Here is a 15,984-nt window from a genome sequence, read left to right as displayed (position 1 = left end):
CGAATGACATTCCATTTATAATAATTCAAACTATAAATTAAAGCTAAATTAAACTGTCATCTTGTCATATTTTTGAATATAATGCTATCTTTGCCCACCCAATATTTAATGGTATTTGGAGGCATTATGGAGAAAATAATTGACGAAAGCGTGCAAGGTTCCGCGCTAAGGACCCAAGCTAACATCAAAAACAAAAGGAATTTATACATAGAGAGTTATGGCTGTCAGATGAATTTTTCAGACAGTGAAATCGTAGCCTCCATTCTGGCCCAGGAAGGGTTCAACACCACACAAAATTTGGAGGATGCGGATTTGGTGTTGGTGAACACTTGTTCCATACGCGAAAAAGCTGAATTGACCGTTCGCAAGCGACTTGAAAAGTTCAACGCCATCAAAAAGGATCGGCCGCATTTAAAGGTGGGTGTCTTGGGATGCATGGCGGAACGATTGAAGCATCAGTTTTTGGAAGAGGAAAAAATTGTGGATATGGTGGTTGGTCCGGATGCATACAAGGACTTGCCAAACCTCATTCAAGAAATTGATGAAGGTAGGAATGCCGTAAATGTAATACTCTCCAAGGACGAGACCTATGGGGATGTCGCGCCTGTGCGCTTGAACTCCAACGGAGTTACCGCCTTTGTTTCCATTACCAGGGGGTGCGACAATATGTGTACCTTTTGTGTGGTTCCCTTTACACGTGGAAGGGAACGAAGTAGAGATCCACAATCCATTATTGAAGAAATCAACGATCTATGGGACAAGGGGTTCAAGGAAGTGACCCTATTGGGACAAAATGTGGACAGTTATCTCTGGTACGGTGGAGGCTTGAAAAAAGACTTTAAAAAAGCCACAGAAATGGAGCAGGCTATGGCGGTGAACTTTTCCCAGTTATTGGAAAAAGTGGCGTTGGCACAGCCAAAAATGAGAATCAGGTTTTCCACTTCCAATCCGCAGGATATGACCTTGGACGTCATCCATACCATGGCGAAATACGAAAATATTTGTAATTACATCCATCTTCCGGTGCAAAGCGGAAGCAATCGGATTTTAAAGGCGATGAACCGCCTGCATACCCGGGAAGAGTATTTTGAACTTATTGATAACATTAGGAACATAATTCCCGATTGTGGGATTTCACAGGACATGATCGCGGGATTCCCCACGGAAAACGAGGAAGACCACCAAAATACCCTAACTCTGATGGAATATGTGAAATATGACTACGGATTCATGTTCGCCTATTCTGAAAGACCGGGAACCTTGGCAGAACGTAAGCTAAGGGACGATGTACCCGAAGAGACAAAAAAACGTAGGCTAACGGAAATCATCGAATTGCAAAGACAGCATTCCTTGGAACGGATAAAGGCCAATCTAGGGAAGACAAAAGAGGTGTTGGTCGAAGGCACTTCCAAGAAATCCGATGCGCATTGGATGGGAAGAACCTCGCAAAACACCGTGGCCGTTTTTCCCAAGGAACATTATAAGGTTGGGGATTATGTAATGGTAGAAATGCAGGATTGCACATCGGCTACATTATTGGGCAAAGCCGTTGGATACTCACACAATAATTGAGTTGAAAACGGAATAGCAAAGGTATTCTGGGCAACCTAAGGGAGAACCTATAAATAATTCAAGTTTTATTCCGACCGAAATATCGGAATATTTTAATCTCGATTATCGAGTTTATGGAAAGCATACAAAGCATAAAACAACGATTTGAAATCATTGGTCAGGACCCTAAACTGAACCGCGCAATTGAGAAGGCTATTCAGGTAGCGCCTACGGATATATCCGTTTTGGTAACGGGAGAAAGTGGTGTGGGCAAGGAATCCATTCCCAAAATCATTCACTCCCTCTCGCACAGAAAGCACGCCAAGTACATCGCCGTAAACTGCGGGGCCATTCCTGAAGGTACGATCGACAGTGAACTGTTCGGACACGAAAAGGGCGCCTTTACCGGAGCTACCCAAACAAGGAGCGGTTATTTTGAAGTGGCGGACGGAGGTACCATTTTCCTAGATGAAGTTGGTGAACTCCCCTTAACGACACAAGTAAGACTGCTTCGGGTTTTGGAAAATGGCGAATTTTTGAAGGTAGGTTCCTCCCAAGTCCAGAAAACCAACGTTCGTATTGTGGCCGCGACCAATGTGAACATGTTCGAGGCCATAAAAAAGGAAAAATTTAGGGAAGATCTATATTACAGGTTAAGTACGGTGGAAATCAATATTCCTCCCTTGCGGGAACGGCAGGAGGATATCCATCTGTTGTTCCGAAAATTTGCTTCGGATTTTGGACAAAAATACAAGATGCCCACCATCCGTTTGGAGGACAGTGCCGTAGATTTGTTGTTAAAATATAGATGGCCGGGAAATATCCGTCAACTAAGAAACATAGCGGAACAGATCTCCGTATTAGAAGAAAACCGCTCCATAGATGCGGCAACGCTCCATGGTTACCTGCCACATAATGTGGGCAATAACCTTCCGGCCGTTGTCAGTAATAAAAAGTCCGAAAGCGATTTCAGCAATGAACGTGAAATTTTGTACAAAGTGTTGTTCGACATGAAGGGCGATCTCAACGACCTTAAAAAGTTGACCATGGAACTTTTGAAGAACAATGACAGCCAAAAAGTGCAAAAGGAAAATGAAAACCTCATACGCAAGATCTATGGCGATAAACAAGAGGAGGAAATAGAGGAACAGGAAGTCTCTTCCCTGGAAGTGCTAAGTCTTCCGGAGCCCAAGGTAGAAAGGACCTACACTCCTATGCCCCAGGAGGACAAATATCATTTTGCGGAGGAAATTGAGGAAGAGGAAACCTTATCTTTACAGGAAAAGGAAATTGAACTGATCAAAAAGTCCCTGGACAGAAATAGGGGCAAAAGAAAGGCCGCTGCCTCGGAACTGGGAATATCGGAACGCACCTTGTACAGAAAAATAAAGCAATACGATCTTTGATTTGAGAAAGCAAGGAAAAACGACCGAAGAAACGGAAACCTGAAACCTGAAACAAATTAAAACCTTGGACACACTTAAAAAATTAATTTGGCTCCTACTGCCCTTCTTTTTGGCGAGCAGCTGTGGTATTTATAATTTCACGGGGGCAGGACCCATAGACGCGGAAACCTTTCAGGTAAACTATTTTCAGAATTATGCCACGCAAAGTCCAGGTTCCATATTTGAGCCCGGAATGGACCGGGATTTCACCCAGGCCTTACAGAATAGGATATTGGATCAGTCGAGTTTGGATCTGGTGAACAATGGGAATGCCGATTTATTGTACGAAGGTGAGATAACGGAATATCGAATTTCGCCCATGGCGGCCACGGCGCAACAGACCGCGGCCCAAAACCGACTTTCCATAAGGGTGAAAGCAAGATTTTACAACAGGAACAATCCCGATGCGGATTTTGACCAGAGTTTTTCCTTTTTTTATGACTATCCCGCCAACGTACAGTTAGCTGCGGTAAAGGACGAAGCTCACGAAGTCATTTTTGAACGTATCACCCAAGATATTTTTAACGCTTCCTTGGCAGATTGGTAACCATGACAATTACGGATTTTACATATTTCCTTGAGCATCCCAACAAAGTTGTGGACCCGTTGCAGACCAAGCAATTGGAAGATATCATTGCGGAATATCCGTATTTTCAGGCGGCCAGGGCACTGCATTTAAAGGGGTTAAAAAACCTCAACAGTTACAAATACAATAAGAACTTAAAGATTACGGCGGCTTATACTGCGAATAGGGACGTACTTTTTGACTTTATAACCTCTAAGGACTTCCTAAACTATGATGCGCCTACCCCCAAGGAGGCTGCCGAAAATGAAGCGTCTTATGAACTGCCTGTTATATCCAAAAATGAAAAACAACTGATCGAAGAATCAGAAGATAAACCCTTACCACAGGATATCCATGACGCGGAACACATTTTAGACCCCGATATTTTCACCACCAAGGAACCCTCAGAAGAACTAAAAAAAGAGGCCAAGTCCTTGGACATGGGCAAGCCACTTGACTTTGACAAAAAGGAAAAATATTCCTTTACGGAATGGCTTCAATTAGCTTCCAAGAAAAAAATCGACAGGGAAGAAAGAGTAGGAACGTCCAAAGAAAAGGAACAATCAAAAGAAACTACACAGGAAAAGCCCGCCAAAAAAACCGACCCTAAAAAACATAAATTCGCACGCATCGATAAGTTCATTGCGGAGAATCCAAAAATAGTTCCCAAGGAAAATATCAAGACAACCTTCAATCCCAAGGACTCCATCAAAATCGACAAAAATGAATTGATGACGGAGACTTTGGCAAGGGTCTATCTGGAGCAAAAAAAATACAAAAAAGCCATACAGGCCTACAAAATTTTAAGTTTGAAATATCCGGAAAAAAGTGGTTTCTTTGCAGACCGAATAAAATCGGTGCAAAAAATTCAACAAGAAAACAAGTAATTATAATGAGTACATTTTCAATATTCCTGATACTGATTATCATAGTTTGCTTTTTATTGGTATTGGTAATTATGGTACAGAATCCCAAAGGTGGAGGGTTATCGTCTTCTTTTGGTGGTGGTGGAAATCAAGTTGTGGGAGGCGTAAAGAAGACCGGTGACTTTTTGGACAAGAGCACCTGGACGTTGGCCGGCTTGCTGGTGGTATTGATTTTGGCTTCCAACATTGCCCTAAAAGGAAACTTTGGCGATGCTGATTCCAAATTGTTACAGGGCGATGATTTTGAGACTACCGTTCCGGAGACATTGCCGGAGGAAGTTACCCCACCTGCCACAAATGAGCCTGCAGCAAACGACAGCTTGTAATCAAGACTCAAAAAATAGATATAAAATGCCAGCTTTGTGACAAGCTGGCATTTTTGTTTTTACAATGTGTCAGTTTTTAGGTAATGGCATAATTTCTGCCTATACTGTGTGAAACTTAAAAAATCAATTTAAAATTTTAATATTATGGCTAAAATTAATATCAAACCATTGGCTGATAGAGTTCTTATAGAGCCAATGGCAGCTGAAACAAAAACTGCGTCAGGTATATACATTCCGGACACGGCAAAAGAAAAACCACAGAGAGGTAAGGTAGTTGCCGTTGGACCTGGTACCAAGGACGAAAAAGTTACTGTTAAGGTTGGTGATACCGTTCTTTATGGAAAGTATGCCGGTACCGAATTAAAGTTGGAAGGTTCCGATTACTTGATGATGCGCGAAAGTGACATTTTAGCGATCATATAAATGACACCCTCGCCAATGGCCATTGGCCTTTGGCCCAATCAAAGAAAGTTTAATAGAATATTTTAATTAGGTTTGAAGGCAAATGGCCTTTGATCAAAAAGCTAAAAAATTAAAAACATGGCAAAAGACATAAAATTTGATATCGATGCAAGAGACGGACTCAAAAGAGGCGTGGATGCATTGGCGAACGCTGTAAAGGTAACTTTGGGACCAAAAGGAAGGAACGTAATTATCAGTAAATCCTTTGGAGCTCCACAAGTAACAAAAGATGGTGTGACCGTAGCAAAAGAAATTGAATTGGAAAATGCCCTAGAGAACATGGGTGCCCAAATGGTAAAAGAGGTCGCTTCCAAAACAAACGATTTGGCCGGTGATGGGACTACTACCGCTACCGTTCTTGCCCAAGCAATTGTTAAGGAAGGACTTAAAAACGTTGCTGCCGGAGCAAACCCAATGGATTTGAAAAGAGGTATCGACAAAGCCGTGGAAGCTATTGTTGAAAACTTGGCAAAACAGGCCAAAAAAGTGGGAGATTCATCTGAAAAAATCAAGCAAGTTGCATCTATTTCGGCCAATAACGATGATGCTATCGGGGATTTGATAGCACAGGCTTTTGGCAAAGTTGGTAAGGAAGGGGTAATTACTGTTGAGGAAGCCAAAGGAACGGACACCTATGTGGATGTTGTAGAAGGTATGCAATTCGACAGAGGATACCTGTCCCCATACTTTGTAACCGATTCAGAAAAAATGGTTACGGAATTGGATAACCCTTACATCCTATTGTTCGATAAGAAAATCTCTTCCATGAAGGATTTGCTTCCTGTATTGGAACCAGTTGCCCAGTCTGGTAAACCTCTTTTAATCATTGCCGAGGACGTTGACGGTGAAGCTTTGGCTACCTTGGTAGTGAACAAATTAAGAGGATCTCTAAAAATTGCCGCAGTGAAAGCACCAGGTTTTGGAGACAGAAGAAAAGCAATGTTGGAGGATATCGCCATCCTAACAAAAGGTACCGTTATTTCAGAAGAAAGAGGCTTCTCCTTGGACAATGCAACCATCGATATGCTGGGTACTTGTGAAAAAGTACAGATCGATAAGGACAACACGACTATCGTAAACGGTGGTGGTGTTGCCAAAGATATCAAAGCAAGGGTAAACCAAATTAAATCTCAAATCGAGACCACCACTTCTGATTACGATAAAGAAAAGCTACAGGAGCGTTTGGCAAAATTGGCTGGTGGTGTTGCCGTTCTTTACGTAGGTGCAGCTTCCGAGGTTGAGATGAAAGAGAAAAAAGACCGCGTGGACGATGCCTTGCACGCTACAAGGGCTGCCGTTGAAGAAGGTATAGTAGCCGGTGGTGGTGTTGCTTTGGTACGAGCGAAATCGGTACTGGCAAAAGTTAGCACTGAAAACGACGACGAAGCTACTGGTCTTCAAATCGTAGCGAGGGCCATTGAAGCACCACTAAGGACAATCGTAGAAAATGCAGGAGGTGAAGGATCCGTTGTAGTCGCCAAAATCTTGGAAGGAAAAGGTGATTATGGATATGACGCCAAGTCGGATCAATTTGTTGAAATGATGAAAGCAGGTATCATAGACCCCAAAAAAGTGACAAGGGTTGCTTTGGAAAATGCAGCTTCTGTTTCAGGAATGATCTTGACTACGGAATGTGCCTTAACTGACATTAAGGAAGATGCTCCCGCAGGTCCTCCAATGGGCGGCGGCGGTATGCCAGGCATGATGTAATAAGCCCCTAAATCCCAAAAGGGGACTTAGATAACCAAAAAAAGCCGTTCAAAAAGCTAAGTTTTGAACGGCTTCTTTGTTTCTAAGCCATAAAAAAACCACCTTCTTTCTTTACAGAAGGTGGTTTCTTTTTCCAAAGGTAAGGGCCTATCCCATAGGTCCGAACACGACTACTTCTTTCTAGGAGCAGCTTTTGGAGCAGCCTTTTTGCCAGCCTTAGCTGGTGAAGGCTTTGCAGCTGGCTTACCAGCTGATTTTGCTTGTGACATTGAAATCTAATTTATAGAAATTTACACGAATGTATTTCAGATTGTGATCCATGATATTTTTGTTAAGAAAATATTAACTAAAATTGATTTATCTCACCGGAAAAACACTTTTAAGATGTTGATTTACTACTATTTATATAACATTTTAATGTTTCAAAAAATTAAGCCAAATCAATTGTATTTCTAATTGTTTAACCCCAATTTTGCCAAAAAAAGTCGAATATGTTTACTTCTTTACAACCCAAGGTCCTATCAATTTTAAAATCCAAGAATGATGTGGATGCAAAACTTCAGGAAGTGTGCGAACTACTAAAAAAAGAAGTAACACATTATGATTGGGTGGGTTTTTATTTTAAGAACGGTGATAAAGAGGAATTAAAGTTGGGGCCCTATGCAGGTGCACCTACGGACCATACTGTCATTCCTTTTGGAAAGGGCATTTGTGGACAGGTGGCAGTAAGCAACCAAAACTTTGTGGTACCCGATGTAAAGGCCCAGGACAATTACATCGCCTGCAGCATCACCGTCAAATCAGAAATCGTTGTACCCTTGTTCGTCAACGGTAAAAATATTGGGCAAATCGATATAGATTCCAATACCTTGGATCCCTTCACCGAAGATGATGAACGGTTTTTGGAATTCGTGAACGGGGAGGTCGCTAAAATTCTTTAAAACTTTCCTTTTTTTGTTGATAAACTCGACCTCTTTTTACTCCTAAAAAGGGTACTTTTGTTGCCTTAATCAAACCCATAAGTATCCTATAATGAGTCGCTCAAAAAAAGCCTCCTCGGCCTTAATTTCAGTATTCCACAAAGATGGTCTGGAACCTATCGTGAGAAAATTTCAAGAACTTGGTATTACCATATATTCCACGGGAGGAACCGAAAAGTTCATAAAGGATTTGGGAATCGATGTCATACCCGTTGAGGACGTGACGAGCTATCCTTCCATATTAGGCGGAAGGGTCAAAACCCTGCACCCCAAGGTTTTTGGTGGGATTCTCAATAGACAGGACAATGCAAGCGACGTGGCACAACTGAAGGAATATGAAATTCCCCAATTGGATATCGTAATCGTGGACCTGTATCCCTTTGAAAAAACGGTGGCCAGTGGCGCATCGGAACAAGATATCATTGAAAAAATTGACATTGGAGGTATCTCATTGATCAGAGCGGCTGCCAAAAACTATAAGGACGTAATATGTGTTTCTTCCATGGAGGATTATGCCGAGTTTTTGGAAATCATATCCAAAAATGAAGGAGCCACTACTTTGGGAGATCGGAAAAAATTCGCAGCGAAGTCGTTCAATGTTTCTTCCCATTATGATTCCGCTATTTTCAACTATTTCAACAAGAACCATCATATTGCAGCATTAAAAGTGAGCGAAACACAAGGGAAGGTATTACGCTACGGAGAAAACCCACATCAAAAAGGATTCTTCTTTGGAGATTTTGATGCCATGTTCTCCCAGTTGCATGGCAAGGAACTTTCCTATAACAACCTGCTGGATGTGGATGCAGCGGTAAACTTGATACTCGAGTTTAAGAACGAGGCCCCAACCTTCGCTATTTTAAAGCATAACAATGCCTGTGGATTGGCACAACGAGAGACCTTGCACCAAGCTTATATCGATGCATTGGCCGGAGATCCGGTTTCCGCTTTTGGCGGTGTATTGATAAGCAACCAAAAAATAGACAAGGATACTGCGGAGGAAATCCATGAACTGTTTTGCGAAGTTGTGATTGCGCCAGGCTATGTTGAGGATGCTTTGGAAATACTGAAAGGAAAGAAGAACCGAATCATTTTAGTACAGAACGAGGTAGGCATGCCTGAAATGCAAGTGCGAACATGCTTGAACGGTATTCTACTTCAGGAAAAGGACCATAAAACCGATACAGTATCTGATTTGACAAACGCTACCCACTCAAAACCGAGCGAAAGGGAACTTGAAGACCTTTTGTTCGCCTCCAAAATCTGCAAACACACAAAGTCGAACACGATTGTTTTGGCCAAGAACAAACAGCTATGTGCTAGCGGAACGGGCCAGACCTCTAGGGTGGATGCCCTAAACCAGGCCATTCACAAGGCAAACTCCTTTAATTTCGACTTAAAGGGAGCCGTTATGGCCAGTGACGCTTTCTTCCCGTTTCCAGATTGTGTGGAGATAGCGGACAAAGCTGGTATTACCAGCGTAATACAGCCAGGTGGTTCAATCAAAGACCAACTAAGTATCGATTATTGCAACCAAAATGGAATTTCAATGGTGATGACCGGCACACGTCATTTTAAGCATTAATTTTACTACTTTTGTCGATGTATTGCACCCCCTAATCCATAACCAAACAGTATTATATGGGATTTTTTGACTTCTTGACCGAGGAAATAGCCATCGATTTAGGTACGGCTAACACCTTAATAATCCACATGGACAAGGTCGTGGTAGACAGTCCTTCTATCGTTGCTAGGGACAGAATCAGTGGAAAAATAATTGCCGTTGGTAAAGAGGCCAACATGATGCAAGGAAAGACCCATGAAAACATAAAGACCATTAGGCCCTTAAAGGATGGTGTAATTGCGGATTTTGATGCATCTGAAAAGATGATCAATATGTTCATAAAGAACATTCCGGCACTTAAGAAAAAATGGTTCCCACCTGCCCTAAGAATGGTCATTTGTATACCATCAGGCATTACGGAGGTTGAGATGCGGGCCGTAAAGGAGTCTGCGGAAAGGGTGAACGGAAAAGAGGTTTATTTAATACATGAACCTATGGCTGCGGCCATAGGTATCGGCTTGGACATTATGCAGCCAAAGGGCAATATGATCGTGGATATAGGTGGGGGTACCACAGAGATTGCAGTCATTGCTTTGGGTGGTATCGTTTGTGATAAATCCGTAAAGATTGCAGGTGACGTTTTCACCAATGACATTATCTATTATATGCGAACCCAACATAACCTATATGTGGGCGAAAGTACGGCGGAGGCCATAAAAATTGAAATCGGTTCGGCAACGGAAGACCTTCAATCTCCCCCTGAGGAAAAATCCGTACAGGGAAGGGACCTTTTGACCGGGAAACCAAAACAGGTACAAATATCCTATCGGGAAATTGCCAAGGCCTTGGACAAGTCCATTTTAAGGGTGGAGGATGCGGTCATGGAAACCTTATCCCAAACACCACCGGAATTGGCGGCCGACATCTACAATACGGGAATTTACTTGGCCGGTGGCGGGTCTATGTTGCGAGGATTGGACAGAAGACTTTCACAAAAGACCGATTTGCCCGTGTACATCGCAGAAGATCCACTACGGGCAGTAGTTCGCGGAACTGGTATCGCCCTTAAAAACCTGGAAAGATATAAGAGCATATTGATAAAGTAATTACCAATATAGAATCCTTAAGTGAAAATTTAGAAGTGAATGCAACAGATTATAAATTTTCTGATTCGGTATAAGATATTCCTGTTATACCTTTTGTTGCTATTCATTTCCCTAGTTTTTACGTTTCAGTCCCATTCCTATCATCAATCCCGGTTTCTGAACTCTGCCAATTACGTTTCGGGCACCATCTACGCTTTTTTTGATAACACAACCTCATATTTTGGCCTAAGGGAGGAAAACGAGAGGCTTTTACGGGAAAACCAGCGATTGCGTTATCAGCTTTACAACAAAAAACCCGAAGCCATCCAACCTTTGGATTCCTTGGAGCGTAATTATTTGGTAGTACGTGGAAGGGTTATAAAGAACAGCTATGCTGACCAACGTAACTACATTACCATAAACAAAGGCAGGAAGGATAGCGTGGAACAGGATATGGGTGTTATCACTACCAGAGGGATACTTGGTATCGTAGAAAATACATCCAACGGATTTTCTACAGTTCAGAGCATCCTGAACGAAAAATCCAACATCAATGCCAAAATCAAAAATTCCAACCACTTTGGTTCCTTGATATGGGATTCCAAGGACTATAACACGGTGCAGCTTATTGATATTCCAAGATTGGTTCAGCTCACCATTGGAGACACGATTGTAACAGGGGCTATGAGCAGTATTTTCCCCGAAAATATTCCCATTGGGATTATAAAAAAATTCGACTTGGACACCTCCAAGAACTTTTATCGCATAGATGTTTCCCTCTTTAATGACATGACCAATATCAACAATGTCTATATAATAAAAAACCTGAACAGGGAGGAAATTTTGGAACTTCAGGAAGAAACGGAATCAAATGATCAATAGCACTTTCTTTATAAACGTTTTAAGGTTCGTGCTATTGATTTTGGTACAAGTACTTGTATTCAATAGGTTGAACTTCTTTGGTTTTATAAATCCGATGGTCTATGTTTTGTTTCTTTATTGGTACCCTATAAAAAAGAACAGGACTACCTTTATTTTGATTTGCTTTTTACTCGGTCTTTTAATCGATGTTTTCTCGGATACCATGGCCTTGAATGCAGCGGCTACGGTTACCATAGCCTATTTAAGACCATCAATTATGCGGTTCGTTTTTGGTGTGAATTATGAGTTTCAAAGTTTTAAGTTAAATAGTGCTACCAAGGCACAACAATTCACCTTTTTAGCGTTATTAATTGTGGTTCATCACGTTATATACTTTACGCTGGAGATTTTTAGTTTTGCGAATGTCTTGCTGATCTTCAAAAAAAGTATCGCTATTGGGACGGCATCCATTATTTTGTGCTTATTGTTTAGTTCATTGTTCAGTACCAGGAAGGAATGAGAAGAGTCTTACTTTCATCGATTATCGTAATCATAGGAATTACCTTTTTAGGTAGGCTGTCCTATTTGCAGATATTCAGCTTCTCTCCCGATCAGGTTATTGAAGACCCAAGTATAAAAAGGGTTTACACCTATCCAGAAAGAGGTTATATCTACGATAGGAACGGTAATCTCCTGGTAGGTAACGACCCTGCTTATGATGTCATGGTCATACCCCGTGAAGTACAACCTTTGGATACCCTTGAATTCTGCGAAATGCTGGGTATCGATACCGATACATTCGTAGAAAAGCTGACAAAGGCCAGGGTATATTCCCCAAGGCTGCCCTCCGTACTGGTCCCTCAACTCTCAAAGGAAGACTATGCCAAATTGCAGGAGAAAATGCGTAAGTACAAAGGCTTCTACATACAAAAGCGTTCCTTAAGATATTATGATACGCCCAGTGCGGCAAACGTGTTGGGTTATATCAGTGAGGTAAACGAAGGTGACTTGGCAAAAAACAAATATTACATACAAGGGGAGCTTAGAGGTAGAACCGGGGTTGAAAGGTACTACGAGGAGCAATTGAGAGGAAGAAAAGGGGTGCAGTATATTCAAAAAGACCGATTTAACCGTGACATTGGTCCGTACAAAAATGGTTCACTGGATACCCTTCCAGAGCAAGGAAAACAGATAAGCGTTACTTTGGACAAGACCCTACAGGAATATGGTGAACGATTGATGGTAGGCAAACGTGGTGGTATCGTTGCGCTTGAACCTGCAACGGGTGAAATATTGACAATGATTTCTGGGCCTACCTATGATCCGTCCCTACTGGTAGGTAGACAACGTTCCAAAAACTATACGGAACTCTACAACGACACCATTGCGAATCCAACATGGGACAGGTCCATTCACGCGCAACAACCGCCAGGATCCCCCTTCAAGACCTTGAATGCCCTTATTGCCTTACAGGAGGGGGTTTTGGACGAATCAACCACCATTCAATGTTATAATGGTTTTTACGTAGGTAAAAAGAAACGCGGCTGTCACTGCGGTGGTGGGCTTCGTAATTTGAACAGTGGTATTTACCAATCCTGCAATGCCTATTTCGCAGGTACCTTTCGCAAGATTTTTGAAAAGTTCGACACCACGGATGATGCCATGGATGTTTGGGAAAACCATATGAAAAGTTTCGGACTGGGCGATTACCTAGGGTATGATCTGCCATTTGGGCAAAAAGGGAGGATCCCCAGTAAGGAATATTATGACAAGTGGTACGGGGACAATAGATGGAGCTCTTCCTACATTATTTCAAATTCCATTGGTCAAGGTGAAGTCCTGGCGACCCCCGTGCAATTGGCCAACATGACAGCGGCCATTGCAAATCGTGGTTTTTACTATACACCCCATATCCTCAAAAAAATAGAAGGGAAGGATATTACAGATCCAAAATTCACGGAGCCCAAGTACACCACAATAGATAGGGAACATTTTGAACCCGTAGTGCAAGGTATGGCAGATGTTTACAAAAAGGGGACGGCACGATGGTTACAGGTTCCAGGTATCGAAATCGCGGGAAAAACAGGTACTGCAGAAAATTTCACCAAGATTGACGGAGTACGCACCCAGTTAACGGACCACTCGGTATTCGTGGCATTTGCGCCGGTAAACGACCCCAAAATTGCCATTGCCGTTTATATTGAAAATGGGTACTTCGGTTCTAGGTATGCCGGTCATATAGCCTCATTAATGATAGAGAAATACCTGAAAGGCGAAATTACCAGAAAGGACTTGGAGAAGAAGATGTTGGAGAAGACCTTGGAACATGAATATGCCAAACCTTATAGTGGTGAGGAATTTAAAATAAACGAACGTGTTTGGTAAGGTTCTAAGGAGAATAGATTGGCTTACGATTCTTATTTACTTAGCACTGGTCTTTATCGGCTGGATTAACATATACTCCAGCACCTTTAGCGATGAACAAACCTCCCTTCTTGATTTAAGTACGCGATCTGGGAAACAGCTTTTTTTTATAATTGTTAGCTTAGTAACCATTATCGTGGTACTAGCCCTAGAAGCAAACTTTTACGAGCGCTTTGCAAGTCTATTCTATCTTTTGACCATGGTATCCCTCTTGGGATTGTTCGTGTTTGGCAAAACCATTGCGGGAGCCACCTCATGGTACGACCTGGGTTTTTTTAATTTTCAACCTTCGGAATTGGCAAAAGTCTCCACCGCTCTTGCCCTTGCAAAATACCTAAGCGATATCCAGACCGACCTAAGGCGAGTAAAGGACCAATTGTATGCATTATTGATTATACTTATTCCAGCGTTGCTTATCATTCCCCAACCGGATCCAGGAAGTGCCCTCGTATTCTTTTCCCTTGTATTCGTGATTTTTAGGGAAGGACTCCCGCTTTATTATTTGGGCATAGGCTTTACACTGATTTTGATCTTTATAATCACTCTGATGTTCGGGACCATTTGGTTGACCATTGGGCTATCGCTGTTGATCGTTTTGTTTTTTCTTTTAAAACGAAAAACCCTAAAAGTTCCCATTATTCCCATCATAATAGGATCTATTGTGGTTATTCTTTTCTCATTGTCAGTGAATTTTGTTTTCAATAATCTTTTTGAACAGCGGCACAGAGATCGATTTAGCCTATGGTTGCGATTGGAAAAAGACCCAGAAAAATTGGAGGAAATACGAAAGACCATTGGCTATAATACCTATCAGTCCGAAAAGGCCATAGAATCTGGAGGTCTATCAGGAAAAGGTTTTTTGGAAGGAACTCGTACCAAGGGTGATTTTGTTCCGGAACAGGACACGGATTACATTTTCACTACCATTGGGGAAGAATGGGGCTTTGTGGGTACCGCTACGGTAATCATTTTGTTTTCAATCCTCTTTTTACGACTGATTTACTTAGCGGAACGTCAAAAAAATGGGTTCTCCAGAATGTACGGTTATGGTGTGATATCGGTTCTTTTGGTACATTATTTTATCAATATAGGTATGGTGATAGGAATTCTACCTACCATAGGTATTCCCTTACCCTTTTTCAGTTACGGGGGCTCCGGACTTCTTTTCTTTACCCTTTTGTTATTTATATTTTTAAAGTTGGACACCAACAGATTGAAGGAAAATTTTTAAAACTTCCAATCGTGGCTGGCCACGGAACTTTCCAATGTTTCCGCAAGTCCCGTATTCAACTCCTTGAAAAAGTCGATTCCTGTTAAGGATTCAATACTATCCACCGCCACACAAAAGCTTTCCAAGGGCCGTTGCTGTTCTACCCCGGGAATCAAGAACCCAAGAATCTTAAGTCTATCCCTTTCCTTACGAGCTACTATTTTGTAAAATTTCTTAGGAACGTCAACAGCTTCCTCCCCTATTTCTTGTAAACCAGGTTCCAGAACGCCGCCCGTTATAACGATCACTTTTCCGTAGCGTTTCGCCCATTGACGTACTTGCATCTCCAAGCGGTTCCAAACACCGGCATTGAAGTCCTTGTCCTGCGGACTTATATTACTGGTATAAAATGTTTCATTATACGCTTGTTCCGAAAACCTACGGTCACCGGCCGGACATAAGTGGCCTCTATCGTACCCTGAACCCCTATAGTTGCGCCAATCTGCCGACTTGGATTTTACATAGGGATCTTCAATGAAGTAGGGCCTGTCCCTATCATCATAGGTCAAATGTTTCTTGTCCAATTCATAGGCCACCCATTCCGCTTGCTCAAAAGGTTCGTTATAGGACAGCGAGTAATAGGAATGGTGTACGATGTCGCCGGTTGTGGAACTGGGCAAATACTCCAAAGGAAAGGAACTTGCCCCATTTTCATCATTGTTTTTTGAATAGGTATCCGGGGTGTAAAAGTTCTCAAATACCCAAAACCCAACGATGCATATCACTATTAAAATGGAGTAAATAGTGCTATTTTTACGATATCTGGACATCCTTCAAAGGTAACCACAAATTTGTAAGATTTTCAGGTTTAGACC

General features: G+C 42.0%; 15 protein-coding genes. 14 read left to right on the top strand and 1 reads right to left on the bottom strand.

What is annotated here, in order from left to right; all coding sequences use genetic code 11:
* Positions 1-126: 126 nt before the first annotated feature.
* The 14 genes from miaB to rodA all read left to right on the top strand — a co-directional run bounded on the left by miaB (position 127) and on the right by rodA (position 15,130).
* Complete coding sequence (miaB, locus tag F0361_RS09145) at positions 127-1,572, top strand: tRNA (N6-isopentenyl adenosine(37)-C2)-methylthiotransferase MiaB (protein ID WP_154918134.1); 1,446 nt, start codon at positions 127-129, stop codon at positions 1,570-1,572.
* A gap of 113 nt (positions 1,573-1,685) precedes the next feature.
* Positions 1,686-2,957 (top strand): sigma-54 interaction domain-containing protein, encoded by a 1,272-nt coding sequence (locus F0361_RS09140; protein WP_154918132.1) that lies wholly within the window; start codon positions 1,686-1,688, stop codon positions 2,955-2,957.
* A gap of 64 nt (positions 2,958-3,021) precedes the next feature.
* Entirely contained in the window at positions 3,022-3,543 is a 522-nt protein-coding gene (locus F0361_RS09135; protein WP_138257109.1) for an LptE family protein, read from the top strand.
* Between the two features lie 2 nt (positions 3,544-3,545).
* Positions 3,546-4,448: a hypothetical protein gene (locus F0361_RS09130; RefSeq protein WP_154918130.1), complete on the top strand. Its 903-nt coding sequence runs from the start codon at positions 3,546-3,548 to the stop codon at positions 4,446-4,448.
* 5 nt (positions 4,449-4,453) lie between these two features.
* The gene (gene secG / locus F0361_RS09125; protein WP_138257107.1) at positions 4,454-4,813 is read left to right on the top strand and encodes a preprotein translocase subunit SecG; all 360 of its coding nucleotides are present in this window, start codon (positions 4,454-4,456) and stop codon (positions 4,811-4,813) included.
* Between the two features lie 144 nt (positions 4,814-4,957).
* Complete coding sequence (locus tag F0361_RS09120; RefSeq protein ID WP_138257106.1) at positions 4,958-5,236, top strand: co-chaperone GroES; 279 nt, start codon at positions 4,958-4,960, stop codon at positions 5,234-5,236.
* Positions 5,237-5,353: 117 nt separating this feature from the next.
* The gene (gene groL, locus F0361_RS09115) at positions 5,354-6,985 is read left to right on the top strand and encodes a chaperonin GroEL (protein WP_138257105.1); all 1,632 of its coding nucleotides are present in this window, start codon (positions 5,354-5,356) and stop codon (positions 6,983-6,985) included.
* Positions 6,986-7,476: 491 nt separating this feature from the next.
* The gene (locus tag F0361_RS09110; protein ID WP_154918128.1) at positions 7,477-7,926 is read left to right on the top strand and encodes a GAF domain-containing protein; all 450 of its coding nucleotides are present in this window, start codon (positions 7,477-7,479) and stop codon (positions 7,924-7,926) included.
* 91 nt (positions 7,927-8,017) lie between these two features.
* On the top strand, positions 8,018-9,550 hold the full coding sequence (gene purH, locus F0361_RS09105; protein ID WP_154918126.1) for a bifunctional phosphoribosylaminoimidazolecarboxamide formyltransferase/IMP cyclohydrolase: 1,533 nt from the start codon (positions 8,018-8,020) through the stop codon (positions 9,548-9,550).
* A gap of 56 nt (positions 9,551-9,606) precedes the next feature.
* Entirely contained in the window at positions 9,607-10,635 is a 1,029-nt protein-coding gene (locus F0361_RS09100) for a rod shape-determining protein (protein ID WP_138257102.1), read from the top strand.
* 39 nt (positions 10,636-10,674) lie between these two features.
* Positions 10,675-11,496, top strand: a complete 822-nt coding sequence (mreC, locus tag F0361_RS09095) for a rod shape-determining protein MreC (protein WP_138257101.1) — start codon at positions 10,675-10,677, stop codon at positions 11,494-11,496.
* Positions 11,486-11,995, top strand: a complete 510-nt coding sequence (gene mreD, locus F0361_RS09090; protein ID WP_138257100.1) for a rod shape-determining protein MreD — start codon at positions 11,486-11,488, stop codon at positions 11,993-11,995. The genes mreC and mreD overlap by 11 nt, the downstream gene beginning before the upstream one ends.
* Positions 11,992-13,860: a penicillin-binding protein 2 gene (gene mrdA / locus F0361_RS09085; protein WP_154918124.1), complete on the top strand. Its 1,869-nt coding sequence runs from the start codon at positions 11,992-11,994 to the stop codon at positions 13,858-13,860. Before mreD ends, mrdA begins: the two co-directional genes overlap by 4 nt.
* Entirely contained in the window at positions 13,850-15,130 is a 1,281-nt protein-coding gene (gene rodA / locus F0361_RS09080; protein ID WP_154918122.1) for a rod shape-determining protein RodA, read from the top strand. The genes mrdA and rodA overlap by 11 nt, the downstream gene beginning before the upstream one ends.
* Here rodA and F0361_RS09075 read toward each other — a convergent pair.
* Positions 15,127-15,939, bottom strand: a complete 813-nt coding sequence (locus F0361_RS09075; protein WP_154918120.1) for a DNA/RNA non-specific endonuclease — start codon at positions 15,937-15,939, stop codon at positions 15,127-15,129. The two genes, rodA and F0361_RS09075, sit on opposite strands and share 4 nt — an antisense overlap.
* Between the last annotated feature and the right edge of the window lie 45 nt (positions 15,940-15,984).

The sequence above is a fragment of the Maribacter flavus genome, from assembly GCF_008386635.1.
GTDB classification, from domain to species: Bacteria; Bacteroidota; Bacteroidia; order Flavobacteriales; family Flavobacteriaceae; genus Maribacter; species Maribacter flavus.
Note: the sequence above shows the minus strand (reverse complement) of the source record. Positions and strands in the feature narration are given on the sequence as shown.

Excerpts from the sequence above, each read along its gene's own strand:
- miaB (WP_154918134.1), top strand. The coding sequence starts at position 127 with ATGGAGAAAATAATTGACGAAAGCGTGCAAGGTTCCGCGCTAAGGACC.
- F0361_RS09140 (WP_154918132.1), top strand. The coding sequence starts at position 1,686 with ATGGAAAGCATACAAAGCATAAAACAACGATTTGAAATCATTGGTCAG.
- F0361_RS09130 (WP_154918130.1), top strand. The coding sequence starts at position 3,546 with ATGACAATTACGGATTTTACATATTTCCTTGAGCATCCCAACAAAGTT.
- secG (WP_138257107.1), top strand. The coding sequence starts at position 4,454 with ATGAGTACATTTTCAATATTCCTGATACTGATTATCATAGTTTGCTTT.
- F0361_RS09120 (WP_138257106.1), top strand. The coding sequence starts at position 4,958 with ATGGCTAAAATTAATATCAAACCATTGGCTGATAGAGTTCTTATAGAG.
- groL (WP_138257105.1), top strand. The coding sequence starts at position 5,354 with ATGGCAAAAGACATAAAATTTGATATCGATGCAAGAGACGGACTCAAA.
- F0361_RS09110 (WP_154918128.1), top strand. The coding sequence starts at position 7,477 with ATGTTTACTTCTTTACAACCCAAGGTCCTATCAATTTTAAAATCCAAG.
- purH (WP_154918126.1), top strand. The coding sequence starts at position 8,018 with ATGAGTCGCTCAAAAAAAGCCTCCTCGGCCTTAATTTCAGTATTCCAC.
- F0361_RS09100 (WP_138257102.1), top strand. The coding sequence starts at position 9,607 with ATGGGATTTTTTGACTTCTTGACCGAGGAAATAGCCATCGATTTAGGT.
- mreC (WP_138257101.1), top strand. The coding sequence starts at position 10,675 with ATGCAACAGATTATAAATTTTCTGATTCGGTATAAGATATTCCTGTTA.
- mreD (WP_138257100.1), top strand. The coding sequence starts at position 11,486 with ATGATCAATAGCACTTTCTTTATAAACGTTTTAAGGTTCGTGCTATTG.
- mrdA (WP_154918124.1), top strand. The coding sequence starts at position 11,992 with ATGAGAAGAGTCTTACTTTCATCGATTATCGTAATCATAGGAATTACC.
- F0361_RS09075 (WP_154918120.1), bottom strand. The coding sequence starts at position 15,939 with ATGTCCAGATATCGTAAAAATAGCACTATTTACTCCATTTTAATAGTG.